25 protein-coding genes and 2 pseudogenes are annotated in these 22,975 nt (G+C 49.5%); 15 read left to right on the top strand and 12 right to left on the bottom strand.

The annotated features are described in order from the left end of the window. Nucleotides 1-125 precede the first annotated feature (125 nt). Nucleotides 126-566 (top strand): GtrA family protein, encoded by a 441-nt coding sequence (locus ACKTSF_RS02895; RefSeq protein ID WP_407886463.1) that lies wholly within the window; start codon nucleotides 126-128, stop codon nucleotides 564-566. Between the two features lie 830 nt (nucleotides 567-1,396). Here the strand turns inward: ACKTSF_RS02895 and ACKTSF_RS02890 are convergent. Continuing rightward, nucleotides 1,397-1,915, bottom strand: a complete 519-nt coding sequence (locus tag ACKTSF_RS02890) for a VanZ family protein (RefSeq protein ID WP_407886461.1) — start codon at nucleotides 1,913-1,915, stop codon at nucleotides 1,397-1,399. A gap of 279 nt (nucleotides 1,916-2,194) precedes the next feature. Between ACKTSF_RS02890 and ACKTSF_RS02885 the strand changes: the two genes are divergently transcribed. The 4 genes and pseudogenes from ACKTSF_RS02885 to ACKTSF_RS02870 form a co-directional block, all read left to right on the top strand. Next, nucleotides 2,195-3,049: a class I SAM-dependent methyltransferase gene (locus ACKTSF_RS02885; RefSeq protein WP_407886459.1), complete on the top strand. Its 855-nt coding sequence runs from the start codon at nucleotides 2,195-2,197 to the stop codon at nucleotides 3,047-3,049. 68 nt (nucleotides 3,050-3,117) lie between these two features. After that, nucleotides 3,118-3,441: a MazG nucleotide pyrophosphohydrolase domain-containing protein gene (locus ACKTSF_RS02880; RefSeq protein WP_407886457.1), complete on the top strand. Its 324-nt coding sequence runs from the start codon at nucleotides 3,118-3,120 to the stop codon at nucleotides 3,439-3,441. A 135-nt stretch (nucleotides 3,442-3,576) separates the two neighbouring features. Then, nucleotides 3,577-3,771 (top strand): type II toxin-antitoxin system Phd/YefM family antitoxin, encoded by a 195-nt coding sequence (locus tag ACKTSF_RS02875; RefSeq protein ID WP_407886455.1) that lies wholly within the window; start codon nucleotides 3,577-3,579, stop codon nucleotides 3,769-3,771. A gap of 151 nt (nucleotides 3,772-3,922) precedes the next feature. Beyond that, a pseudogene (locus ACKTSF_RS02870) lies at nucleotides 3,923-4,105 on the top strand (Txe/YoeB family addiction module toxin); the annotation flags it as partial. Nucleotides 4,106-4,167: 62 nt separating this feature from the next. Here ACKTSF_RS02870 and ACKTSF_RS02865 read toward each other — a convergent pair. After that, entirely contained in the window at nucleotides 4,168-4,707 is a 540-nt protein-coding gene (locus ACKTSF_RS02865) for a hypothetical protein (RefSeq protein ID WP_407886453.1), read from the bottom strand. Nucleotides 4,708-4,941: 234 nt separating this feature from the next. Here ACKTSF_RS02865 and ACKTSF_RS02860 point away from each other — a divergent pair, with 234 nt between their 5' ends. The 4 genes from ACKTSF_RS02860 (at nucleotide 4,942) to ACKTSF_RS02845 (ending at nucleotide 8,967) form a co-directional block, all read left to right on the top strand. Next, the gene (locus ACKTSF_RS02860) at nucleotides 4,942-5,592 is read left to right on the top strand and encodes an endonuclease III domain-containing protein (RefSeq protein ID WP_407886451.1); all 651 of its coding nucleotides are present in this window, start codon (nucleotides 4,942-4,944) and stop codon (nucleotides 5,590-5,592) included. Between the two features lie 180 nt (nucleotides 5,593-5,772). Next, nucleotides 5,773-6,294 carry a MarR family winged helix-turn-helix transcriptional regulator gene (locus ACKTSF_RS02855; RefSeq protein WP_407886449.1) on the top strand — a complete coding sequence of 174 codons (522 nt, stop codon included), beginning with the start codon at nucleotides 5,773-5,775 and terminating at the stop codon, nucleotides 6,292-6,294. Nucleotides 6,295-6,297: 3 nt separating this feature from the next. Next, nucleotides 6,298-6,660: a rhodanese-like domain-containing protein gene (locus ACKTSF_RS02850; RefSeq protein WP_407886447.1), complete on the top strand. Its 363-nt coding sequence runs from the start codon at nucleotides 6,298-6,300 to the stop codon at nucleotides 6,658-6,660. 792 nt (nucleotides 6,661-7,452) lie between these two features. Next, complete coding sequence (locus tag ACKTSF_RS02845; protein WP_407886445.1) at nucleotides 7,453-8,967, top strand: endonuclease MutS2; 1,515 nt, start codon at nucleotides 7,453-7,455, stop codon at nucleotides 8,965-8,967. Between the two features lie 51 nt (nucleotides 8,968-9,018). On the opposite strand, the gene ACKTSF_RS02840 is transcribed toward ACKTSF_RS02845, so the two are convergent. Next, on the bottom strand, nucleotides 9,019-9,837 hold the full coding sequence (locus ACKTSF_RS02840) for a helix-turn-helix domain-containing protein (RefSeq protein WP_407886443.1): 819 nt from the start codon (nucleotides 9,835-9,837) through the stop codon (nucleotides 9,019-9,021). Nucleotides 9,838-10,382: 545 nt separating this feature from the next. Between ACKTSF_RS02840 and ACKTSF_RS02835 the strand changes: the two genes are divergently transcribed. From ACKTSF_RS02835 to ACKTSF_RS02825, 3 genes are all read left to right on the top strand, one after another. Further along, on the top strand, nucleotides 10,383-10,508 hold the full coding sequence (locus tag ACKTSF_RS02835) for a hypothetical protein (protein ID WP_407886441.1): 126 nt from the start codon (nucleotides 10,383-10,385) through the stop codon (nucleotides 10,506-10,508). A 255-nt stretch (nucleotides 10,509-10,763) separates the two neighbouring features. Beyond that, nucleotides 10,764-11,456 (top strand): hypothetical protein, encoded by a 693-nt coding sequence (locus tag ACKTSF_RS02830; RefSeq protein WP_407886439.1) that lies wholly within the window; start codon nucleotides 10,764-10,766, stop codon nucleotides 11,454-11,456. A gap of 212 nt (nucleotides 11,457-11,668) precedes the next feature. After that, nucleotides 11,669-12,511: an alpha/beta hydrolase gene (locus ACKTSF_RS02825; RefSeq protein WP_407886437.1), complete on the top strand. Its 843-nt coding sequence runs from the start codon at nucleotides 11,669-11,671 to the stop codon at nucleotides 12,509-12,511. 254 nt (nucleotides 12,512-12,765) lie between these two features. On the opposite strand, the gene ACKTSF_RS02820 is transcribed toward ACKTSF_RS02825, so the two are convergent. From ACKTSF_RS02820 to ACKTSF_RS02810, 3 genes are all read right to left on the bottom strand, one after another. Continuing rightward, nucleotides 12,766-14,175 carry an MDR family MFS transporter gene (locus ACKTSF_RS02820; RefSeq protein WP_407886436.1) on the bottom strand — a complete coding sequence of 470 codons (1,410 nt, stop codon included), beginning with the start codon at nucleotides 14,173-14,175 and terminating at the stop codon, nucleotides 12,766-12,768. Nucleotides 14,176-14,257: 82 nt separating this feature from the next. Then, nucleotides 14,258-14,710 carry a MarR family winged helix-turn-helix transcriptional regulator gene (locus tag ACKTSF_RS02815; RefSeq protein WP_407886434.1) on the bottom strand — a complete coding sequence of 151 codons (453 nt, stop codon included), beginning with the start codon at nucleotides 14,708-14,710 and terminating at the stop codon, nucleotides 14,258-14,260. A gap of 209 nt (nucleotides 14,711-14,919) precedes the next feature. Continuing rightward, entirely contained in the window at nucleotides 14,920-16,281 is a 1,362-nt protein-coding gene (locus ACKTSF_RS02810; protein ID WP_407886432.1) for a YhgE/Pip family protein, read from the bottom strand. 245 nt (nucleotides 16,282-16,526) lie between these two features. On the opposite strand from ACKTSF_RS02810, the gene ACKTSF_RS02805 reads away from it, so the two are divergent. The 3 genes from ACKTSF_RS02805 (at nucleotide 16,527) to ACKTSF_RS02795 (ending at nucleotide 18,961) form a co-directional block, all read left to right on the top strand. Then, nucleotides 16,527-17,090: a TetR family transcriptional regulator gene (locus ACKTSF_RS02805; protein ID WP_407886430.1), complete on the top strand. Its 564-nt coding sequence runs from the start codon at nucleotides 16,527-16,529 to the stop codon at nucleotides 17,088-17,090. Nucleotides 17,091-17,134: 44 nt separating this feature from the next. Next, the gene (locus tag ACKTSF_RS02800) at nucleotides 17,135-17,422 is read left to right on the top strand and encodes an ArsR/SmtB family transcription factor (protein ID WP_407886428.1); all 288 of its coding nucleotides are present in this window, start codon (nucleotides 17,135-17,137) and stop codon (nucleotides 17,420-17,422) included. Nucleotides 17,423-17,545: 123 nt separating this feature from the next. Beyond that, complete coding sequence (locus ACKTSF_RS02795; RefSeq protein ID WP_407886425.1) at nucleotides 17,546-18,961, top strand: MFS transporter; 1,416 nt, start codon at nucleotides 17,546-17,548, stop codon at nucleotides 18,959-18,961. Between the two features lie 13 nt (nucleotides 18,962-18,974). Here the strand turns inward: ACKTSF_RS02795 and ACKTSF_RS02790 are convergent, their stop codons facing one another. The 6 genes and pseudogenes from ACKTSF_RS02790 to ACKTSF_RS02765 form a co-directional block, all read right to left on the bottom strand. Continuing rightward, nucleotides 18,975-19,244 carry an MFS transporter gene (locus ACKTSF_RS02790; protein ID WP_407886423.1) on the bottom strand — a complete coding sequence of 90 codons (270 nt, stop codon included), beginning with the start codon at nucleotides 19,242-19,244 and terminating at the stop codon, nucleotides 18,975-18,977. Nucleotides 19,245-19,260: 16 nt separating this feature from the next. Next, a pseudogene (locus ACKTSF_RS02785) lies at nucleotides 19,261-20,925 on the bottom strand (CocE/NonD family hydrolase). 1 nt (nucleotide 20,926) lies between these two features. Next, the gene (locus tag ACKTSF_RS02780) at nucleotides 20,927-21,358 is read right to left on the bottom strand and encodes a MerR family transcriptional regulator (protein ID WP_407886421.1); all 432 of its coding nucleotides are present in this window, start codon (nucleotides 21,356-21,358) and stop codon (nucleotides 20,927-20,929) included. Between the two features lie 102 nt (nucleotides 21,359-21,460). Continuing rightward, on the bottom strand, nucleotides 21,461-21,598 hold the full coding sequence (locus tag ACKTSF_RS02775) for a hypothetical protein (protein ID WP_407886419.1): 138 nt from the start codon (nucleotides 21,596-21,598) through the stop codon (nucleotides 21,461-21,463). Continuing rightward, nucleotides 21,595-22,533, bottom strand: coding sequence for a zinc-binding dehydrogenase (locus tag ACKTSF_RS02770; RefSeq protein ID WP_407886417.1), 939 nt, complete (start codon nucleotides 22,531-22,533; stop codon nucleotides 21,595-21,597). The genes ACKTSF_RS02775 and ACKTSF_RS02770 overlap by 4 nt, the downstream gene beginning before the upstream one ends. Continuing rightward, entirely contained in the window at nucleotides 22,533-22,961 is a 429-nt protein-coding gene (locus ACKTSF_RS02765) for an SRPBCC family protein (RefSeq protein ID WP_407886415.1), read from the bottom strand. Before ACKTSF_RS02765 ends, ACKTSF_RS02770 begins: the two co-directional genes overlap by 1 nt. Nucleotides 22,962-22,975: the final 14 nt, after the last annotated feature.

The raw sequence follows: 22,975 nt of genomic DNA, 5'->3' as shown, positions 1-22,975 counted from the left end.
TAGAGAATGTATGGTCAGTGCGTGAACTTTTAACTTTTTCTATTGAATCGAGGATTTGCCTTGTGTCCCATAACCTTTTCAGTTATAACAGGGGTTAATGAGACGCCATTTCGGGGAGGATATTTATGAAGCAACTACTACAGCTCTATGACAAGTATAAGAGTGTCATTGCGTACCTCTTTTTTGGGGGACTAACCACCGTAGTTAATCTGGTCGTCTTCTTCGTGACCGCAACACTATGGGGCTGGAACTATCAGATTGCCACGGCGATGGCCTGGCTAATTTCCGTACTGTTTGCGTACGTGACGAACCGGGTGTGGGTCTTCCATTCCCACTTCACCACATTTGGCGCGCTATGGCGAGAAATTTTTACCTTCTTCTCCGTTAGAGCAGTAACCCTAATTATGGATGAAGGCATCATGTGGATCGGGGTATCCTTATTGTCGCAAAATGAAATGTTGACCAAGCTAGTTGATCAAGTCATTGTTGTCTTGGCAAACTACTTTTTCAGCAAATGGTTCGTCTTTCGCAAGACCAAGGCGACTTCGTCATCAATGAATGACTAAATGAAAAAATCACGCTGGCTAAGTGGCTGGCGTGATTTTTTAGAAGTCGACTGTTTACTGAAGGTTGAAAGCCAAAAATGATTGCCTTACTCTTGCGACACTAGGAATTAGCACGGCTAAATTAGCGAAAACAGCCGCACTCCGGCAGCCAGGGATTCCACTTGCTGTGGGGAACGCCTCCAGCCAAAGGACGGGCTTCCAGCTCGCCTGAAAGCCGCCAAGTACAGGCGTCTCTCAGGTCGTCCTACGATGTAAGGCCGGGAAAATCACCGACCAACATCGTCGACACGGCTAGCTCCATCCCTGGCCGCCTCCGGCTCTGATTGTGCACGTCAATTTCAAGTACTGAATCCCAGACGGTTGTTAGGATTTAAGCATAAAACAATAATGTTTCTTTAAGCATAATCCGTGTTTCCTCAGGCCAACTACGTCAGCCGAGAGGTCGGCAGATATGGGCTCAGGCGCGTCGTTCTACTTAGTCAGGGGGCGATTTCCCACCTGGCTTAGTAGAAAACCAAGCTTGGAGACTCGGTACTTTCGAGGCTTCAAGTTGTGTTCGCACCGATCCAGCCCATATCTGCCGGCCGGTAAGGCGATGTTGGGACAACGTTGCCTAATTTTAGGTCCAGTATCGTTGTCCCAACAGGCATAATGAGTATTTTGGAACTGTATGGATTGTCACCGCAAAACGATTTTTCCAATTCCCTTCAAAATAATGAGACTGATTCCCTGAAAATTACATTAGTAATAAGTAGGGGCCTCATTTGCCAAGAAAAAAGCCAGGCCCTGATTCGGCACTAACCGGATCGAACTTGGCTTTAAGTTTAGCTTTAAGCAACCGCGCGCTGCTGGCGTTGCCGGTTGCGATGGCCGACGCGGACACGGTAGTAGATGGCGACTAGAATGCCACCAATCATGATACCTATGGCGTTGGCCAGCACATCGTTAATGTCACTGCTCCGGTTGATTAGCCAGTGTTGTGAGAGGATATACTGAATCGTTTCGATACTGCTACCGGTGAAGAGGCCGAACGCTCCGACACCCCAGATGGAAATCTTTGGGACGAGCCACTTCACTAAGAGACCAAGCGGCAAGGTCAGGATAATATTTTCCGCAAAACCAAGGTTAAAGACGTCGAGTTGGGTTAAGTTCACACGACCAAAGCCGACGGGCATAATGTAGATGCCAGTGCCAGAGAAAGAAATCGGGGTAAATAGGATCCCTGCTAAGCCGGTTAAGTAGGCTAATGTCAGTAGGGCAAACCACCGGTGCTTGTGCATGGTCGTGACGATGAGTAGACCGCTCAAGCAAGACATGAGTAAAATAATTAATAAGGGTTCCCAGCGCATCGAATCACCTCCGAAAGATGCTAACCAATTTAAACGTGTCATTCAACATGCTTCTAGACTACCGCAGAATAACGCGGCTGTGGGAAAACCGACGGGGGTTTTAAGGTTTCTTTGGTCCTTTAGTAAATTCATAAGTTCTTAGGCAAAGAAACATCACATTCTTTCGCGGTCTTGGTGTGACCCATGGTTCAAATTGATTGCGTATGTAAAAACAGGTGTCACCACCTGCTTATTGGCGTGGTATGATAACAATTATATTAAGTTAGGAGGCTGACAAGTATGGGGCATTCAGATCATCAAAATGAGTTACAAGATAATCAAGCCAACTGGAACGACCGCGCTAAGGTGCACATGGCCTCGGACTTTTACGACGTTGATCACTTGGTGGCAACACCAAATGGAATATCGGTGACCGTTCAGCACGACTATGCCGTGCTGCGTCCGTGGCTGTCTGAGCACACGATAAAGGGCTGTGACTTGCTACACCTGCAGTGCCACATCGGAACGGACACGTTGTCCTGGCAACGCCTAGGCGCCACGCACGTTACGGGTTTGGACTTTTCACCACAGTCGCTGACGTATGCCAGGGAGATTGCCCATCGCGCGCAGGCCGAAATTACATATGTGCAGGGCGATGCACGCTTTGCCAGTCAGCAGATTCATTCACATTTCGATGTTGTGGTCACCAGCATGGGGACAATTACCTGGTTGCCGAATCTGATGGATTGGGCACACTCAATTGCAGCATTACTGAAAGATGGCGGTACGTTCATGATTCGCGATGATCACCCCTTCCTGAATGCCCTAGATTTTGAGTCAATGGTGGTTCACGCTGATTACTTCAATGACGGCACCCTGACCTATGAACAGGATGGGTCGTATACCGATCATTCGGCGCATCGCGTGCAGCACACGACGAATCACAATTGGAATCATGACTTTCAAGAAATCACCACGGCGCTTCTGGCAGCCGGATTAACCATCGAATTTCTGGGTGAATATCCACGAACGGAGTGGCCAGCGCTGCCGAATCTAGTGCAGCGCGATGGCTGGTTTGAGTTGCCGGTTGATGCACCGAAGATCCCACTGACGTTTGCGTTGGTGGCGAAGAAGGCAACTTCGCGGGTGAATTAGTGAAAACAGCCGCACTCCGGCTGCCAGGGATTCCGTTTAGATAAAAAACGCAAAAAGAGGTAGACAATTTGACAATTAATGATCATCAACAGTGGCTCACCGATTTCTACAAGCATCGACATTGGTATCAGTACTCACCCTTTGTTCACGTGGCGATTCTCACGGAAGAAGTGGGTGAGGTCTCACGAGCAGTTCGCGCCACCGAAATTGGCCGCGATCATCCTGGTGAAAAAGCCGCGACAACTGCTGAGAAGCGGGCGAATTTGAAGGAGGAATTGGCTGATACGATGGACTTGGTTTTAGTGCTCAGCAGTCTTTACGATATTGATGCACAGGACCTGCTTGAAGCGAGTGAGAAGAAGCTCACGGCCCGATTTAAGGGTGGAAAATAGGTCATTTTTCTCTGAATTGCTTATATGTTTTGATGGAGAATAGAGGTAAAACAATTGCCTTGTTGTACGCTATACTGTACGGTGAACTTGTTGAAGTCAAATGTACAGAATCAAGTACAGGAGGAAAGTGAGATTATGGAAGCAACAACTTACAGTGATTTTCGTAAAGATCTGAAGAGCTACATGGATAAGGCTACCGGAGATTTTGAGCCTATTACGATTACTCGTAAGAATCGAAAAAATGCGGTTTTGATTTCAGAGGATGAATACAATAATATGCTTGAAAATCGGTATGTCTTAGAAAATCCTACAAATCGTGAGTGGCTATAAGAATCTCTGAATCAAGCACAACGAAATCAAACAGTTCAACATGACCTGATGCAATTAGATGAGGACACAGATGGCTAAGAAATTTACAGAGAATGCTTGGCAAGATTATCTGTGGTTATTGAAAAATAATAAGTGAGCGGTTAAACGCGTTAATTTACTACTAACGGATGTGTCACGGACGCCCTTCGAAGGCATTGGTAAACCAGAGCCATTGCATGGGAATTTCACGGGATATTGGTCACGGCGAGTTAACGAAAAAGATCGCTTGATCTATACAGTTGCTGATGAAATTGTGACGATTTTGGCGTGCAGAACGCACTATAGTGAAAAATAGGACTAGCAACAGCAAAGGAGCCATGACGTCTGTCACAGCTCCTTTGTTTTAGAAAATTGATTTTATTTATTGCGGCGGGCCCGCCGACGTTCGTGACGATCGTGATGATTTTCGGCCTGTAAAGCCGCATTGGCCCGCATTTCAGCCGGATACTGGCGTCGTGCCAGCACCCACACACAACCACGTTGGACCAATAGCGTGACCCCTAAGTAGAGGAGCAATGTCACTGAGCTTCCCGTCCATAGGCGGTCAACGCCCAGGTGACCAGCGATACCGATCACCCACAGGGCCAGTGTCAGCCAGTTTCCTTGCCGCATGACAAGGCCATCATCGTTCACCCAGAAACGATAGGACCAAGCACGCAGCGCGGCAAAGATAACGGCGCTGGCGAGGCTAAGACTACCAAAGATAAGGGCTTGCTGTAGGGTGATCTGTAAATGTTGTTTCTGAAAGGCATCACCGATCGACGCCATTCCCAGTAAAATAACTAGAATAAAAAATTCTAGCTTGAACCGAATGATCTTAGGGGCGAGTTGTCGCTTGATGACGACAAACATGAGCCAAGCCCCCAGCACAAGGTTGGTTAAATCCAGGTTTTGCATGATAAACTCCTTCAGACTGAGCTGGTTGATTTTTGACAATTTTTGATTATACACCTTGATTGTGGAAAATAGGCCAAAAAATGCGTAAATATGATATTCATGGAAAGTTTTTTAGCGTTTGGCATTGCTCACGAAAGACCAGCCACAAAATGCAACCAAATTAATTTATATCCGTGCGCTTTGCGGTACTATGAAAGAGAGAAAGAACACACAGATAACGCTAGGGGGATATTTATGTTAAAAGATGAGCAGATTGTCTGGGCCATTCATCAGATGGAGGCGGACATTGGACCGGTGGGACGATCACTAGACGCACGGACGCCCTTCCAATTTTTAATTTCTGTTATTTTGAGTGCACAGGCGACGGATGTCTCGGTCAATAAGGTAACGCCGATCTTATTCGCTAAGTATCCAGATCCTGCGGCATTGATGGCGGCAGAGGTGGTTGATGTTGAAATGATCATCAAAAGCGTGGGTCTCTTTCACAATAAGGCTAAGAACATCGTTAAGACTGCGCGGATCGTTCACGAGGACTTAAACGATGTGGTGCCGACTGATCGTAAGGGTATCATGGCGTTGCCTGGTGCCGGTCGGAAAACAGCTAACGTTGTTTTGAGTGACATATTTGGGCAGGAAACGTTTGCCGTTGATACCCACGTCTCAGCCATCTCTAAGCGGCTTCATTTTGTGGACCAATCGGCGTCACCTTTACAGGTGGAAAATAAGATTGTCGGTGTTCTGGAGCCGGCAGAATTACATCAGGCACATCATACCATGATTGAATATGGACGAAAGTATTCGATGAAGTTGCCGCCAGATAGGGAAGTCTGTCAATTGATTATGGACTGTGATAAATTGAATGAAGAAAATGAAGCAGTAATCTAGACGGTGATCAGACACTGTCTTGGCGTCTCCTGTTTGAAGAGCAAGGTCTGGTGACGGTTCGTCACGGGCCTTACTCTTTTAACAGCCCGTTCATTCCATGAAAGATAGGTTGCCTTATTTAAGTCAACCTGTTATAGTAATCAATGTAGTTAGCCGGCTAACTAGAAATGGAGTGAGACTGTGACAACCAATTATGATTTCAATGACCGACCTGATGCTGCTAGAATTGGATTAGTTGCCAGTTCGCCAGCCGAGGCAGAGATTTCTGTTCTCTTTTTGAATTTTCAATGGGCTTACCGGGAAATGCAGCGCCAATATGACCGGGTACTTGCGAACGCGGATCTGTCCGAATCAAAATTCATTATTTTAATGTTTCTCAGGCAAGCACCAGCACAACGCCTGTTACCATCAGAAATTGCGGATAAATTAGGGGCCACCAGGGCGACTGTCAGCAAGTTGCTTAAAGGTATGGTTGCCAAGCGTTGGGTCCAGCGGGTAGCCTCACCAACCGATAAACGCTCAACGCTTATCCAGCTAACGGCCAGCGGGCAACAAACGGTGACGGCCTTCATTCCGCAAAACTTTGCGGCGGTTCAACGCATCATGGCACCGCTATCACCAGCTGAAGTTACACAACTCAATGGGCTTCTCAAAAAAATTAATCAGGGCACCAAGGCCCTACAATCAGAATTGGAGCGATAAATGATGCAAACTAACAAAATTGATTTCTTGAAAACTTATCTTAGCTTATACATTGACCACACGACGGTCCTGGCTGGTATGCAGGAACCAGATTCGGCATATGTCATCCTAGATGTCCGGAACGCACCGGCTGCGATCAAAAAGGATCAGATCAAGGGAGCCATTGCGATACCGGCCAAAGATCTTAGCCAACATCTGTCAGCACTAGATCAGTCCAAGACGTACGTTGTTTACGATTGGACTGCTGGAACGACGCTGGGAAAAGTGGCATTGTTAACGTTACTGTCTGCTGGATTTAACGCGTTCGAATTATCCTGTGCACTTGAAGGCTGGAAGGGTATGCACCTGCCAATCGAAACGCTATAGTGATGCAATTCAGCAGCTAAATGTTGAAAGTTCAAAAGAACCTAAAATGGCCCAGCTAACAGGGATTCAATCCACAAAATCAGTCGAAAATTACCACCTGCGGCTGCCAGAGATTCCGGCGTCTGTGGGGACCGCCTGCGGCCTGAGAAGCGGTCCTCCTCCGGTTATGACTGTTCTTCAACAGGACATTGAGGTGATCATCACTGGACTGGCAACGTTTGTCTACCGCAATTGGCACAATATATGTAGGCGTGAGTGAGCCCAATTTAGGCTCAGCCGTGGGATTTTCCAAGTGTTCTGCTTGGAAAATGGCGACTTTGAAACGCGGTTCGGGCGGTTCAAAGTGAGCTGGCAGACCGCTTCTTAGGCTGCCGGCGTCCTACCCACAGCGTTCCAGCCTAAATTTGGCGAACGGTAAGCCGGCAGTTTTAGACTGTGTTGCCAATATCAAGCGTTATCTCCTCACTATGTATCAGGTTACGCCGACAATTTAACTTTCAACAGTCACTTTATAAGCCACGAATGGCCTGAAGTCTTCCATCGAAGATCCTTCAGGCCATTTTTAATGGGCAGTTAGTGTAGAATCTGTCGGAAGCCTGTATTACCGCGGTTGCTCAAAGGCTTGGCGTGTGGTACGGTTAATCTCAGTAATAAAGACGAGGAGTGACGTTAATGAGTGTGCGAAATTGCCGTGAAGTGTCCGGCACGAATCCGTGCAAGTCATAGTAAATAGCAGGACCGACAAGTTAACAATTGAAGGTCTCTCCATGCTATTTGCTGCAAGGAGAGTAAATGAATTTAAAAGAAATCACCCAATTAGACCAAATCTTAACAACGGTAGCCACGTACACGCACAGTGATCGGGCAGCCAAAGCCTTACAGGAGACGGCCAATCAAACCGAGTTGGCCGCCGTTCATGAACAATTAACGTTAACGGCGGAGGCCCACCGGTTACTGGCTAACAATGTGACGTTCACCTATTTTGACTTGGATCAATTAGCTGCGTTACAAGCGAAACTCGATCAAGGCCTGATGTTGAACGCCCAGCAGCTGGACCAGATCAATCACTTCTTGATTAATCTGCGGCGGTTGAAGGCTATTTTACACACGCATCAGCAGCTGGCACCACACCTGGCCGCGTTTATGCAATCCACGGCGCAATTGGGTGGACTCCAGCAGGAATTGGAACACATGATCATCTACGGCCAGATTGCCGACAACGCCACGCCGGAGCTAGCCGAGATTCGCGGAAAAGTTGTGAAGCAGCGACAACAGGTTCAAACAGCATTGACGCAATTCGTTCAGAAACATGCCCGTTCCGTACAAAGTAACCGGCTGATCACTCGAAATGAGCGGGTGTGCGTACAACTCAAGGCTGGCGAAAAGAATCGGTTCAAGGGGCAGGTCATCGATCAGTCGGCGACCGGTTCAACCATCTTCTTTGAACCAGCAACGGCAGCCAAAAAGGGGGCTGTCCTCGCAGAACTCATTGCCGATGAAAGTGCTGAGGTCTACCAATTACTGGTGACCTTGACGGGAGACGTTCTGGATAACTGGGACGCTCTGACTAAGAATCAAGAACTGTTGAGCCAATTCGATCAAATCATGGCGCGCGGCCAGTACGGATTGGAAACGGCTAGTCGTTTGCCAGAATTGAACACGGATCAGCATATTAAAATCGTTGCGGGACGGCACCCGTTGCTCAAGGATGCCGTGCCACTCAACATTGAGTTGGCACCGCAACAGGGCTTGATGATCACTGGGGCTAACTCGGGCGGGAAGACAGTTGTCTTAAAGACGATTGCGCTATTCGCCCTGATGATTCAGGTGGGCCTCGAATTACCAACTGCGGCCGGGACACAGATGGCAGTCTTTAGCCAATTCTGGGTCGACATTGGTGATAATCAAAGTATTACGGCGCAACTGAGTACGTTTGCTGCTGAGATGACGACGCTGGTTGATATGACGGCTAACATTAAGGAGAACGCGCTGGTCTTGCTGGATGAAATTGGGAGCGGGACTGATCCAGAGGAAGGGTCTGCGCTGAGTATTTCAATTATTGAGTATTTACGGCAGAAGAAGGCAACGATCATTGCCACGACTCACTTTAGTGCGATCAAGGAATATGCCGTTGACTGCTCGACGTTTATGACAGCCACGATGGCTTTTGACCCGCAGACATTGGAGCCAACGTATCGCTTATTGCTGAATCAGGTTGGTGCAAGTGAAGCAATTTGGTTGGCGGAGCGTTTGGGACTGGCTCAGCCAATCTTGGATGCAGCGCGGCAACGACTTACCACAAAGTAAACGATATTCAAAAAAGAGGGAACCGGTTGGGTTGCCTCTTTTTGACGACAATTAGAATTTTTCTGGAACCTGTTCATGGAATAGATCCGATAAGAATTGCTGTTTTTGACGTGCTTCGGCAGCCTCGTTCTCACGGCCAGCACGATTGGCAATTTCTGCCAGGAGTCGGTAACTGTTGGCTAACATGTAGTGGGAGTTGTGGGTGGTCATGTAGGTAATTCCTGTCAGGAGCCGCTGAGTGGCTACCGTAGAATCTTGTAAAAAGTACGCAGTTAAGGCGGCGAGATAGAAAATAATATTGCTATTTTCTTCGTAGGGAATCTCCGCAATAGCGGTAATTGCCTGGTCAGTCAACTGTGTGGCACTGTGACGATGACCTAGTTTAGCCTGAACAGTGGCGAGTGACGCCGTGGCCAAACAGGTCAGTATGGTAGGTGACCGTGTCTCGGTCATCGTCATCGCAAATCTCAGGTTCTGCTTGGCAGCGGTCAGATTTGATGCAATGTGAAGTTGGGCCACCCCGAGATAATAGTAATAGGCCTGTGTCTGTTGGGCTGTGACTACAGCGGCTACCGTTCGCGGTGCGGTTAGGAAATTCTGAAGTTCCTGATAGCGGTGTTGATTGCAAAGTACCTGCATTTGGGTATTTAGGTCGTCATTCCCACTGATGGCGAAGTCAGAGGCCAAGCTAATCTCATCGAGTGAGACGGACAGTCGCTGGCATAATCTCACCAGCAATTTTGCATTGGGTGTATACCGATCATTTTCAATTGCTGATAGCATGGATTGCGCACAGATGCCGTCCGCCACGTCCTTCTGTGAACGACCTTGCTGCTTGCGAACGTGTTTCAACGTAGCCCCTAGTGACATCGTGAATCCTCCCTTTGAACGTCTGTTAGTTTCACTTTACCTGGTTTAGTTGGTGAAAGCGAGCGAAATGTTCTGGGAACAAGATGGGGCCTGCGAAGTGTTTCGTACAAGTACTTGCTAGGGTTTGATCATTATGCAGATAAGTAACGCTACTCTAGTGTAATCGCTCTAAATTTTTTTCAGGCAAGGTTACTGTAAAGAGCGTGTTACGAAGGTTGAAAGTCCAAATACACCTAGAAAGGTCCGGCTAATAGAGATTTAATCTACAAAATTAGGTATAAATTACCACCTGCGGCTGCCAGAAATTCCGGCGTCTGTGGGGACCGCCTGCGGCCTGAGAAGCGGTCCTCCAGCTCGGTTTGAAGCCTGCCAAAAATCGTCAGTCTCCAAACGCGTCCCACGCTGTAAGCTGTTGCTCAGCTAACACCGTCGACACAGCTACCTGTATCTCTGGCAACGTTAGTCCACGATAGTTGGTCACTGTCTACGTAGGTGTGAGTGATCCAAATTTAGGCTCAGCCGTGGGATTTTCCAAGTGAGTTAGCTTGGAAAATAGCGACTTTGAAACGCGGGTTGGGCGGTTCAAAGCGAGCCGACAGACCGCTTCTCAGGCTGGCGGCGTCCTACCCACAGCGTTCCAGCCTAAATTTGGTGAACGGCAAGCCGGCTGACTTAGACGACGCTGCCTAATTTTAGTCTCAGTATCGTTGGTGAAAAAGTCACAATAGGTATTTTAGATCTTTCAATTTTCAACTTGAAAACTAAGGGGTGAAAGTTCACGCTGTCCGGTAGGTGAGTAAGTAGTTGCTCCCCTAAAAGGTCATCCCCTTTAGAACATCTTAATATATTACAAGAGAAATGCCATTGACACATTTTTGTCATATGCCTATAATAATTGTAATCTTTGGAAGAGGGAGTGGGATTATATGAAAAAATCTTTAGTATTGATGACTGTTTTGGGGTTAATTGCACCAATGGCATTGGCCGTACCGGCTTCTGCCAAGAGTACCACGGCAACCGTAACAGCGGCTAAGCAGAGCCATACTTACACCATCGTTTCATCTAGCTTTTACAAGAAGGCGAAGACGGTGCACACCAAGGATGCCAAGCCAGTCGTCTACAAAGCCAGCATCGCTGCTGATCGGCCAACTATGACGCTGACAGCTAAGGGGAAGCTAAAGGCTGGCACCACCTACAAAGTGACTAAGCAGGCGAAGTTAAAGTTAAATGCCAAGACGACCCAGAAGTACAGCTACGTTAAGGGTCAAGGCTGGGTTGTTGCCAGCAAGTTAACGGCCGGGAAATTTAAGGCCGCCGATGGTGTGAAAGTAAAATCAGTAAAATACACCATCGTTTCATCTAGCTTTTACAAGAAGGCCAAAACGGTGCACACCAAGGATGCTAAGCCAGTGGTTTACAAGGCCAGCATCGCTGCTGATCAACCAAATGCAACGCTGACGGCTAAGGGAAAGCTGAAGGCTGGTACCACCTACAAAGTAACCAAGCAATTGAAACTTAAGAATTCAGCTAAGAAGACGAAAACGTTTAGCTACGTGAAGGGTCAAGGTTGGGTTCTGAAGAGCGCCTTAACTAGTGGTCAATTCAAAAACGCTGACTAATTGGGGAATTGGTCTTTATCTGAATGGTCACTGAAGTAAGGGAAACTAAAGCATCGGTCATCCGAGAGGTGACGGTGCTTTTATTTTGGGCTATTTTAAAAACCACGAATTTTGAAATAGACTTGCCTTTGAGCCCACACGAAGGTCTATACTGGGACCATCAAGTTAAGCGTTATATGAATGTCATCATAAAAAACGGGGAGAATCATGATATGAAAAAAAGAATACTTATGTTTTTGGGGCTCGGACTTCTTCTGGCAGGACTGTCTGCTTGTGGTACAAGTCGTCAGCGAACCACTTCGTCTGCGTTACCCGATTCTAGTAAGTACGAGCCGACATTGTTCTTTCATGGCTGGGGGAGTAGCTACCATGCGGAAGAACAGATGGCACATTCACTAGTGAACGCCGGCCTGACGAAAACAATCATTCGGGCAACAGTCTCAAAACAGGGAAAAGTCTCCCTGTCCGGTCAGTTTCGTCAGGGAGATTACCATCCCATCGTGGAAGTGGGCTTTCAGGACAACCGAAATTCTAACCCGCATCAGTGGGGGCGTTGGGCTGAAGCTACCGTGATTAAGTTGCAACAGACGTATCATACAAAGACGTTCAATGTGGTTGGTCATTCAATGGGAAATATGGCAATCATGTATTATCTATTAGACAATTCGCGCAAGTTACCTAAGCTCCAGAAACAAGTCGACATTGCAGGGCACTTCAACGGAATCTTGGGCATGGGGGACGAGCCTAACCAAATGAAGCTTAAGCGGAATGGCAAACCTGATAAAATGGAAGCCGGCTATAAAGCATTGTTACCGCTACGCCAGACTTACCCGAAACATCAGATTGCGGTGCTGAATATTTATGGGGATAAGAACGATGGGTCTCACTCAGATGGCTCCGTCAGCAATGCTTCCTCAAAGTCGTTACGGTATCTAGTCGCTGGGCGGGCCAAATCCTATCAGGAACGTAAGATTGTTGGACCGAATGCCCAGCATAGTAAGCTCCATGACAATCCCCAGGTTGATAAACTGTTAATTAATTTTCTTCGCAATTAAGCACTGAAATTCCGGCGTTGTCGGACGGAGCTTGCACTAAACGGAAGTGGGCCAAAAGGCGGTTAGCTGGCGAGCATTAAGGCTGATAGCCGGATAATCCTGGGTTTGGATTGTTCGGCTATCAGTTTTAAGCGGAGTCAGCTGCTTTTTGGCCCACGTTTCAGCAATTTAGCTTAGGAGAGCAAAAAACGAGTCTGGGGTTTTGCCTCAGGCTCGTTTAGAAGATCACAGAACGATTTTGATGATTTGCCTGTCTACTTGTCCGCAACCGATGTTTTGGGTTTTAGTTTAAGAGATAGATAAAAGCCGAGAAGCGCCATCAAAAAGGCAATTAGGAATGAGAACCAATACCCGTGATTCAGCCTGACAGCGGTCGACAGGTGCTCATTGCTTCCTAACTGGGTGCCAAAGGAGACGACCATCATTAAGATGGCAGTTCCTAGCGACCCGGCAATCTGACGAACGGTTGAGGAAGCTGCGTTGCCGTGGATAGAGAGTTTGGCTGGTAAGGCATTGAGTCCTTCGGTGAAAGTTGGCATCATCACGGTGGCGACACCAACAATTCGGAAGGCATAAGCACCAGCGACCAAAATGAGATTGGTTTGCGGTGTGAAGAAGAGCATTGGCAGGGTCCCAATGGCAATGATACCAAAGCCAATTAATGAGATGGGCCGAATGCCAAAACGGTCGTACAGCTTTCCAGAGATGGGACTGATCAAGCCTTCCAGCAGTGCGCCTGGCAAGAGCATGAGGCCGGATTGAAAGGCTGAAAGACCGTGTACGCGTTGGAGGTAGAGTGGGAGGACCAGTTCGACACCCAGAAGCGCGATATTGCTGAGGGCGCTCAAGGTCGTGGCCAGACTGAACGTTTTATTTTTGAATACAGTCAGGTTTACCAAGGGATTGGTGAGGGATAACTGTCGTTTGCCAAAGAAGTAGAGGACGCCGATACCGATAACCAGGGCCAGAACGCTGATGAGATCCAAGCCGCCCGCGTTGCCAATGGCTGAGAAACCGTACAGGATGGCCGCAAAACCGATAGAAGATTCTGCCAGCGATAGCCAATCCACTTGAGACTTTTGAGGAACCAGCACCGGCCGTACGACAGCGATGGCAGCAATCATTAAGACAATGACGAGTAGAATCAAGACGCCGGAAAGCCAGTCTAGCCCCAGATTGTCGATGATCCAGCCACCGACTGTGGGACCAAGAGCAGGGCCGAATGCGACGACTAACCCAATAACCCCCATCACGGTCCCACGCTTGTTTTCGGGATAGAGCATGAGTACCACGTTTTGAATCAGGGGAATCATTGATCCAGCAGCAATGGCTTGAATCAGCCGACCGGCCAGTAGCCAGCCAAAATTAGTGGCAAAGAACCCACAGATACAGCCAATGAGGAAGATGGCCGCGAGCAGGAGAAAAGTTTTTTGCGTGTTGAAACGGTGAAAGACCCAAGCAGAAATGGGAATCATGAGGCCGGCAACCAGTTGGTACCCGGTACTGACCCACTGCGCGGTTGCCTGTGTCACGTGGTAAGTTTGAATGATGGTGGGCAAAGCATTGTTGAAAAATGTTTCGGTTAGTAACATGGTGAAGGCCCCAATTAATAGGACGGCCAACATGCTGTTTCTTTTTTTGTTGCTTGATTCAATGGTAATCATGGGCAAGTCACTCCTTTGTATAGCTAGCTACACTTTATAGTAAAAATAAAAGCCTCGTTAAAGGCTAAAGTCCTTCTGTTGATCAATACATCGTGGTCAGTAACGTGGTTAACAGCCGTTGTAGCGTGGCCTGATCGGCTGCGGACATATTGCTAACCAATTTGTCTTCGGTTTGGGTCACCTGCGCCTGAATCTGATCAGCATGATTCTTCATGAACCAGGTGCCGGCGGGGGTTAGCCGCAATTCGATTTGACGCTGATCATCAGCGGCCGGGGTGGTTTGCAAAAGCCCGGTGGCAACCAACCGCTTGATGATACCGCGGGTGGTTGGGTGAGAGAGCTTTAGGGCAATTTCAACCTGTTTTTGGGTCAGCGGCTGGTCCGTATTCAGATACAGTTGCATCAAAACGGCGACCTGCGTACCCGTCAGTGAGATATCAAGGGCTTTTAGGCCGTTGTTCATTTCCTTTTCAACGGCCAGGTTCAGCATCTTTAGTTGTTGGGCCAAGGTATCTTTGAAGAATGGTGTGGCCATGGCTAATCCCTCCTTTACGTTGTAATGTAGTATGCTACATAAAAATCGATTTGGCAAGTCTTTTCTTGATTAATCGCATAATCAAAACCGTCTACTCAGCCAAACAAGCTTTGATTATTTGCTTGTCTACCCAAGTAGGCGGTTAGTCGGTAACCGTTTTTTCACGTTGACCGTATTCAATTAGCTAAGACATGTCGTTTCAAGTCCAACTAGAAGTGGATAATGATCAACCCGTTTAGACCAACTAGCATCAGGATCATCAGCCACCAAGCATTTGGCAGAGCGAGGTTGGTGGAAATGGCTGAACGTAAGACTTGAATCAGGTAGGTCATTGGGAGCCACGGATTGAGCGCCTTCGCCAACGGGCTAACCAGCGGCACGGGGTACAGACCACCGGAGCTGGCCAATTGGAGAACCAGGACGATCGAAATAAGCCAAGTCCCAAAGCCACCGAGAAGCAGGCGTAAGCAGAAAATGAGCGAGAGGAAGAGCAGCGACCCGATTAGAATGGCGCTGAAAAGCATCAGTCTGGAGCGGACAGTCAGCGTATTGGCTTGGCGCAGTGTCAGGTAGAGCAAGCTACTTTGGACCAGGCCGACGCCACCGACAATCATAGCCTTACTTGCCCACCACGAGAAGGCGTTTTTAGGTTGCGTGTACGCCCGGTGACCATCATACATGGTGCCGAGGGCAATGCCACCAACATAAAGTCCAATAGCAATGGCAAATGGTGCCATGCCCGTTCCATTGTTGGGAACGCTGGCCACGTCATGACTTTGGGCGATAACGGGCTGGGCGAGAATCTGAGCCGTTGTTGCGCGAGTCTCGATAGCGGCCAAGCGCTGACTACCAGCGCCAAGACTGGTACTGAGTGATTGCCCACCCGTTTGTAGCCGCGTCAGGCCCGTTTGCATGGCCTTTAACCCGGCAGTCAGTGCTGGGCTGGGAACGGTCTTCGTGGCAGCTTGTAGTTTTTGTGTGCCGGCCTGTAATTGCTGGGCGCCCGTCGTAAGTTGCTGACCACCAGCGGCAGCGTGGGTCATCCCCGCAGTTGCACCGTGAAGGGCGGTTAACAGGACCTGGGTTTCCAATTGTGTCACATTTCGGCTGACCTTGGTGGTAATGGCATTGGCGGCCCCCGTGGTCATTTTGGAAACAATGAAGTTGGCATCGGAGTTCAGGTCATAGTGAAGGTGTAGCTGACGCGGGGAGCTGGTTAAGAGGGTGGTGGCATTCTTAGAGAAGTTTGCTGGAATCGTGACGACCAGGTAGAGTTTTCCCGCCTGCAACCGTCGCTGAGCCGTCGTGGCACTTAAGTGGTGAAAATCCAAGGACGTCAATTTTTCCAGGTTGTGTGTGAGTTGTTGGCCAATCGTAATGTGGTTACCGTGATCCGTGACCGGATGATCATGATTGACAACGGCAACGGGAATCGCGTCTGTGTGGCCGTACGTATTCCACATGGATGATAGGTAAAAGTAACAGTAGATTGCCGGAATCAAGGCAATCATGAACAAGACGACCAACATCATTTTGTGCTGGCTTAAAAAATGCCATTCAGCTCTAAGCATAAAAACCGTCCCCTTTCAAATAAACAATCTGTTGATTGAACAAGCACAGCATAACAGCGTGAATTGGTCCAGACAATCAACAATTTTTAGTAAATTGTTCAGCGAATTCTAGCGGTATGTGGGTCCGGAAAGGTTGGGGAAGGTGCACCGGCTATCGACAGATTTAGCAATTCTGTTGATTGACGGCAGGTGAAAAAAGTTTTTATAATTGGGCCAACTAAACAAACTGTTCAGGGAGGTGCACCATGGAAACGGACGCAAAGATGTTAGCAACCGAAGTGAAGCTACAGCGCGCATTTGTCCAATTGATGACGACTGAGGGCTTTGACCGACTGACCGTCCAACGACTGAGTCAGGCGGCACAAATCAATCGGGGAACGTTCTATTTACACTATCTAGACAAGTACGATCTCTTGACGCATTTTGAAAATGAATTGGTTAGTCGCGTGCAAGATATTTTTCAACGCTATCCCAAGCCAGAGTCAACGGCGAGTGGGGTGCCAGACGCCTTCAGTCAGCTGTTCAAATATTTGTATCGGCAACGCCCACTGGCCGTGGTGCTGCTGAACAGTCCGGCCTCACAACTGCGGTCACGTGTCAAAACGTTGATCTTAACGGTCACGGGGTCGTCACAGTCGACAGCGATTCCTGCCGAATTGGCACAAGAGTTGGTGGCACAAGGTGTTCTAGATTTTATCACTTATTGGTTGGCTCAAACGCCGGTGCAGTCGCCACAAGCCGCATATGAATTGTTTAAACAAACGCGGCAACTATCGCCGCAAGAATTGTTACGGGGCAATCAAGGGTAAGCTGAAAACTTGCGTCTCTCAATTCTTCAGGTACAATAAAAGACATGACAATTCAAGGGCAAAAAAATGAACAGGCAATGAAGGTCTTCAAGGCACTGGCAGATCCCATTCGGCTGACCATCATTCAATATCTCAATGGCCAGGATCATGAGGTCACCTGTGGCGAGGTCGATCAAGCAATTCATATTGGCAAAACCGCTGGCTCGTATCATTTCAAATTGCTGCAGGAAGCGGGGCTCATTACAGCGCGCAAAGTGGCCCGCGAAAAATATGTTGCACTAGACCGGTCAACCTTTGATCGGTATCTGGTCCATTTCTGGGACAATTTATAGTCTAGACCAATTTTAAGGGATCCCCAGGGGTCTCTTTTTTTTCTTGCCAAGAATAACCGTAGATGCTATGGTGACATAGTTCAAAACATTTTGAACTATCTTTCAGCATAGGGAGACGGGGAAATGACTAAACAGGTTAATTACAAGTGGGTGTTAACGTTGACATCGTTAGGTTTCTTTATGTCCATGATGGACGCGATGATTGTCACCACAGCATCTACGGCTATTCGTTCGGAGTTTAAAATTTCAGTTGGGACGTTACAATGGGCACTCAACGCCTACAATATCACGATTGCCGCTGTCCTACTGGTCGGGGTGGCCCTTGGCGAGCGGTTGGGGCGCCGGCGCATCTATCTGTGGGGGATTCTTATCTTCACGATTGGCTCAGCGCTCTGTGCACTGGCACCGAACATCAGTCTGTTGATTGGGGCACGCATCATTGCCGGCGTTGGGGCTTCCGTCATGACACCCATGTCGATGGCTATTCTGACAAATGCGGTCCCAGGGAGTCAGCGTGGCCGGGCGTTAGGCATTTGGAGTGGGATTGGCGGTCTGGCACTGATCGTTGGGCCTTCTTTAGGAGGCTTCATTGTCGCTAAGCTCGCCTGGCAGTGGATCTTTTGGATTAACGTGCCGGTGGGGATAGCGGGGATTGGCTTGGCACAACGGTACTTGCCCGAAAGTCGGGGCGCCCAAGACCCAATTCGCCTCAGTGACGCCAGTTTGATTGTGATTGCCATGGCAGGCCTCATTTGGACGCTATCGGCCACAACTAGGGGCACACTTGCAACTGATTGGTGGCCAATTTTGCTGATAGGTCTGCTTAGTGTTGGGTGTGGGCTCTGGTTTATTCGGCGGCAAACAGTTGAGACCGCTCCCCTAATGCCAGTACGCTTTTTTAAGATCAGGGCGTTTACGGGTGGCAATATCGCAACCGCTCTGCTCTACGCTTCCATGTACGGCGTTGTCTTTTTCCTGCCGCAATACTTACAAGTGAGTCAACGGGCAACCGCTCTGAGTGCGGGACTTGGCCTGTTGCCGTGGACCGGAACGTTGGTGATCGTAGCCCCGTTTGCCGGCCAGGCCGTGGACCGTTTTGGTGAGAAAAGGGTGGCCACCTGGGGACTCTTTCTTCAGGGTACGGGATACGGAGCGATTGCTTGGTTTGTTCATTGGCAACGGCCTTATATCTGGTTAGTGATTCCATTAGGCTTAGCTGGCGTGGGGCTTTCGATGGCGGGGCCTGCGTTGCAGAAAGCTGTGTTGGGTGCCGTGGATCGGACGGCAATCGGTAAGGCCGCGGGGGTGTACAACGTCTTTCGCTTATTTGGGGGCGCAATCGGCACCACTGTGGCCGTCATCATTTTTTACAGCTGGGGTGGCAACACGGCTAGTGGCGCATTCGGCCGCGGATTTCAGGCGGTGATGCTCGGTGCTGGATTTATTTCCTGGCTGGGCTTGCTGTGGTCTAGCCATTTGGGCGTACCCGTTAGTCGCATGCCTGATAAGCCGTCAGCTGACCCTTCGTCGGTAAAATAGGCAAAGCTATCGCTCACAAGCGCGGATTGGTGATAGCAAACGATGAGGGGTTAAGAGTCGTATTAGCGGTGTCAAACAAGGCGAGCAGGGGGAATCGCCGTTGCAGAAAGGCGGAACACATCATCGTTAGGGCCATGACTACCAGGTAGCCTGAGGTCAGCCATTGAACGGCCTGGAGGCTGACGGTGAAGGTGCGCATCAGGGTCGGAAACGTTACATTCATGCTTGTCTCGATTAAGGTACCTGTGAAGGCCAAGATGGCAATACTAATTAGGGCCGGCATGGCTTTAGTGGCGGGTTTAATTGCTGATCACCGGGAGGCTCAAGGTGCTGGGCTCACGTTGATTCAAAATAAGTTGTTGATGGGCGAGACGTGTTTCAGTTTGGGCCGATTGATTGCCACGAAAGTTACTGTGAATTTGATACTGAGGGAAGTCAGATGACGTGATGTCCAGTCTTATCCGGCTGCCAGCCGCGAGTTGCCCATCAATGGGTAACATTTTCAGGGTTAACTGCGTCGTTGTACCCGCCTGATAGTCCGGATGCTGGGCAGTGATTGTGGAAATGGTGGTTCGAATGTTGAAGGCCCGACCATCGGGGTTAACGCCCATGACCTTGGCGACAAAGGCCGTGTCGTCCACATCGGTGGCAACATTCAGCGTTACGCTGATCTCACCTAAGAGGTGCTGGGTCTGCGTTAGGGGTGCACTGATAAAGCTAATGACGTCATCTCTGTCATCTGGCTGGGGTTGTATCCGACTGCCGATTTGATTGGCCGTTTTCAGCAGAACTTCGCCACCGATCGAGGCAACGGGATTCTGCGGATCGTAAGTGTAGGGCACCACGGTATCCCGAAGCGCTTGAGTGGACGTTTCCAGTTGGCCATTCGCGTTGTTGGCCGGTCGACTGAAGTAGAATGTCAGGTGGTCTTGACTGGTTAATGCGGTCTGTTCGTGCCACGCATCGGCGTTGATTTCGTAACTGAGAATCTTGCCGGTGGGGACTTGTCCGTCTACCAAGATGTCCTTGAACCATTGGAGCATAGTGCGAAAGTCATTACCCAAGAGGTTAGGTGTCTCGCGGTCAAAAATCGCTGGCTGACCGAAGTGGTTCCAGCCACCAATTTGGAGGACGGTGTGGGCCTTCACGTCGGCCGACAAATCTTCGTAGGTTGCCAGGGCGTTTTCCAAATGATGATCCTACCAGCCTTCAGAAATGAACAACGGGATTTTAATCTTCCCGGCCACTCGTCTGAGATTTTTACTGGTAACGCTGGACCAATAGTGGCTGTCCTCTGTGGTGCTCCGGAGCACATCGCGGTACCAGGGCAGTTCGCCACCCCATAGATCCACGTCGGCGGTCATGGCGGGCCGGTATTGGGCGGACGTCAGGTAATCGGCTGTGACTTGCCAACCAGCGTTGTCCATGGCCCAGGCGGTGGTGATGTCGGGCTTAAGGATGCCTGCATGGTAGTTCGCCAGGTAGTCGTGAACGCCGTAGTTGCTGAGAAACATGGCTTTCATTTTGCTGGGCACAATATCGGCGATCGCCCAGCCAGTCGTTGCGAGGTACGAGCTCCCGTAGTAGCCCATGCTGGCAACCCAGTCCTGTGCCTGGAGCCAGTCGACGAGATCCTTGCCATCACTGCGTTCATTGACCTTAGGTTCCCAGTCACCTTCCGAACGACCGATGCCCCGGCAAAATTGAAAGACGTAGGCGAATCCCCGCTTGGCAAATTCGCGCCCAATCAGCTTGTTCAAGGGATCCTGCTCCGCATAGCAGCCCCGTTGAACGATCGTGGGGAAAGTTCCAGCAGCATCTGGACGGAAGATGTCGGTGGCGAGGTGCACGCCGTCACGGGTCGTTAATCGTTTTTCTTCAAAGACCGGTTGTTCATGGGTGACGGGGACACCACTGTTATTGATGTTGGTTAGAATTGCGTTGAGATAATTTTCAAATGCCAAGTTAAAGACTCCTCTTCGTAAGGGTAAAGTAAGTGTCGTCGCCCGCAAGAACGCCTGTGACTTGTTGATCGGCGTGATCTGCGAGTGGGCCAAAGTTTAAAGTAACTTGTTGGGAATCGGCCGTGTAGCCTTGGTAGGTGGCATTGATCAGCCGGCCCAGGTAGTTGCTTTGATCGATTATGCCTTGGGCACTCGCCACGGCCTCAGCCAGCTTAAGACCATTGTTGAGACCCTGTTTGATGGCCATGACGGTGAGTGCCGTGCCTATGCTGTATTGACGGGCGTTGTTAGCTTTTTCAGGAAGGGATTGGATGTAGCCTTGCGTTTCCCAGTACCGTAACTGCCGGCTGGTGATGTCGGCCGCGTTGGCCAACTGCGTGCTACCGAGGGCTAAATTTTGTAGGATATTGAATGGATTGACGGTATTTTTCATGGGTGACCTCCTGTGAAAAGAGTATAACCGTTAAAAAAGCCATTGTCAACGAGATTGACAATGGCTTTTTATTTTTCGAAATCCTATTGGGGGACAAAGCAGTTACCGCGTACGTTTGTAGAACCACAGCAGGCCACCGACAATCAGACCAATCAGTAGTGCCCGAATCCCCCAGCCGACCAGCCAAAGGGTTACGAGTTGGGGGAGTAACTGGCTCCAATCAGTTGTTAAGGTCATCATTGTGCAGTCGCCTCCTGGTTGTAGGTCAAGAGAATCCGACCGGCCGCATGCGCCGTGGTTAGGTGATGCTGGGCGCGTTTGACGTCCGTAAATGGGTATTGCTCTTGGATCACCGCGGTAAGTTTTTTCGTCGCCAGCTGTTGTAGTAGCCACCGGTAGTCAGCCGGCATAATGGCACCGCTGGTAAAGGCAAAGCGCTGTTGCGGGTCTTGTGGGTGGTAAGCGGTCAAGGCTAGGGAAAGAATCTTAACGGGACCCAGCATGGCCGTCAGTTGATCCAGCAGGGAGACTGCGCCAGCTAAGTCAATGACTTGCGTGACGGCTGATAAATCAGCGGCTTGCTCAGGCAACGGGCGGTCGTACGCCAAAATTTGGTCGGCACCCAACATCTGAAGTAAGTCGTGGCGGCTGGAATGAGCAACGGCGATAATGTGGACGCCAAACAAGTGAAGAAGTTGCAACAGGTACGTGCCCACGCTGCCGCTAGCACCCGTGACCAGAACTGTTGCACCGGCTTGTATGTGACTCTTCTTAAAGGCAAAGTACGCGGCATCCGCACCACCAATGATGGTCGTTGCGGCGGCTAGGGAAACGCCGTGTGGTACTGGGAATAATAACGGTGGTAGGGTGGAGAGGATTTGTTCCTGGTGGCTGCCAGCGAGTTGGGCGCCAATAACGGGTTGATTCAACAACTTTGACTGGCGAAGTCGCCCAACCTCACGTACGATGCCACCAAAACCGTAACCAACAACTATAGGCAAGGTGACGGGACGCAGTTGTTGGAGTTGCCCACGCTCCGTTAACAGATCATAGGGCATGACTGGTGTGTAGCGAGTCTCAATCCGGACTCCCAGTGGCGTTAACCGAGGAGTGGGCCGCGTCTGTATGGTAAGCGCGTCGATGCCCTGATAGGAGTCTTGCACGATGGCTTGCATTAGTCCGTCACCTCCAAAGATGATTCGGCCAGCGTGACAAATGCCTGCAGATTTTGGGCAAAAGCCTGTTTGGCGATTGGTGCCAACAAACGCAGGGGGACGGGGAGCTTGTCGGTAGTCGGGACAGTTAAGGCTTCGGTGATGGTCGTTTGGCTCGCGGCAGAGCCTAAGGTGAAGACTAACTGATAGGCCAGGCGACCACCCTGACTTTGGTAAATAACCTTATTAGGCGTTGTGCGCACCGTCACGTGTTCTTCGGTATTTAGCGCTGGTGAACGACGTAAAATGCGAAAACCATCGGCTTCGGGATTGACTTCGACGATTTCAGCATCCCACAGAGGTAGGTTCTCTGGGTGGGTTAAAATGGTGCGTAGCCGTTCTCGGTGGGCACGAGTAGTTGCGCTATTTTGAAATAAGGGTTCTAACATAAAAAAGGCCTCCT

This window comes from Levilactobacillus muriae (assembly GCF_045862015.1).
Taxonomy (GTDB): domain Bacteria; phylum Bacillota; class Bacilli; order Lactobacillales; family Lactobacillaceae; genus Levilactobacillus; species Levilactobacillus muriae.
This window is presented reverse-complemented; position numbering and strand designations above follow the sequence as displayed.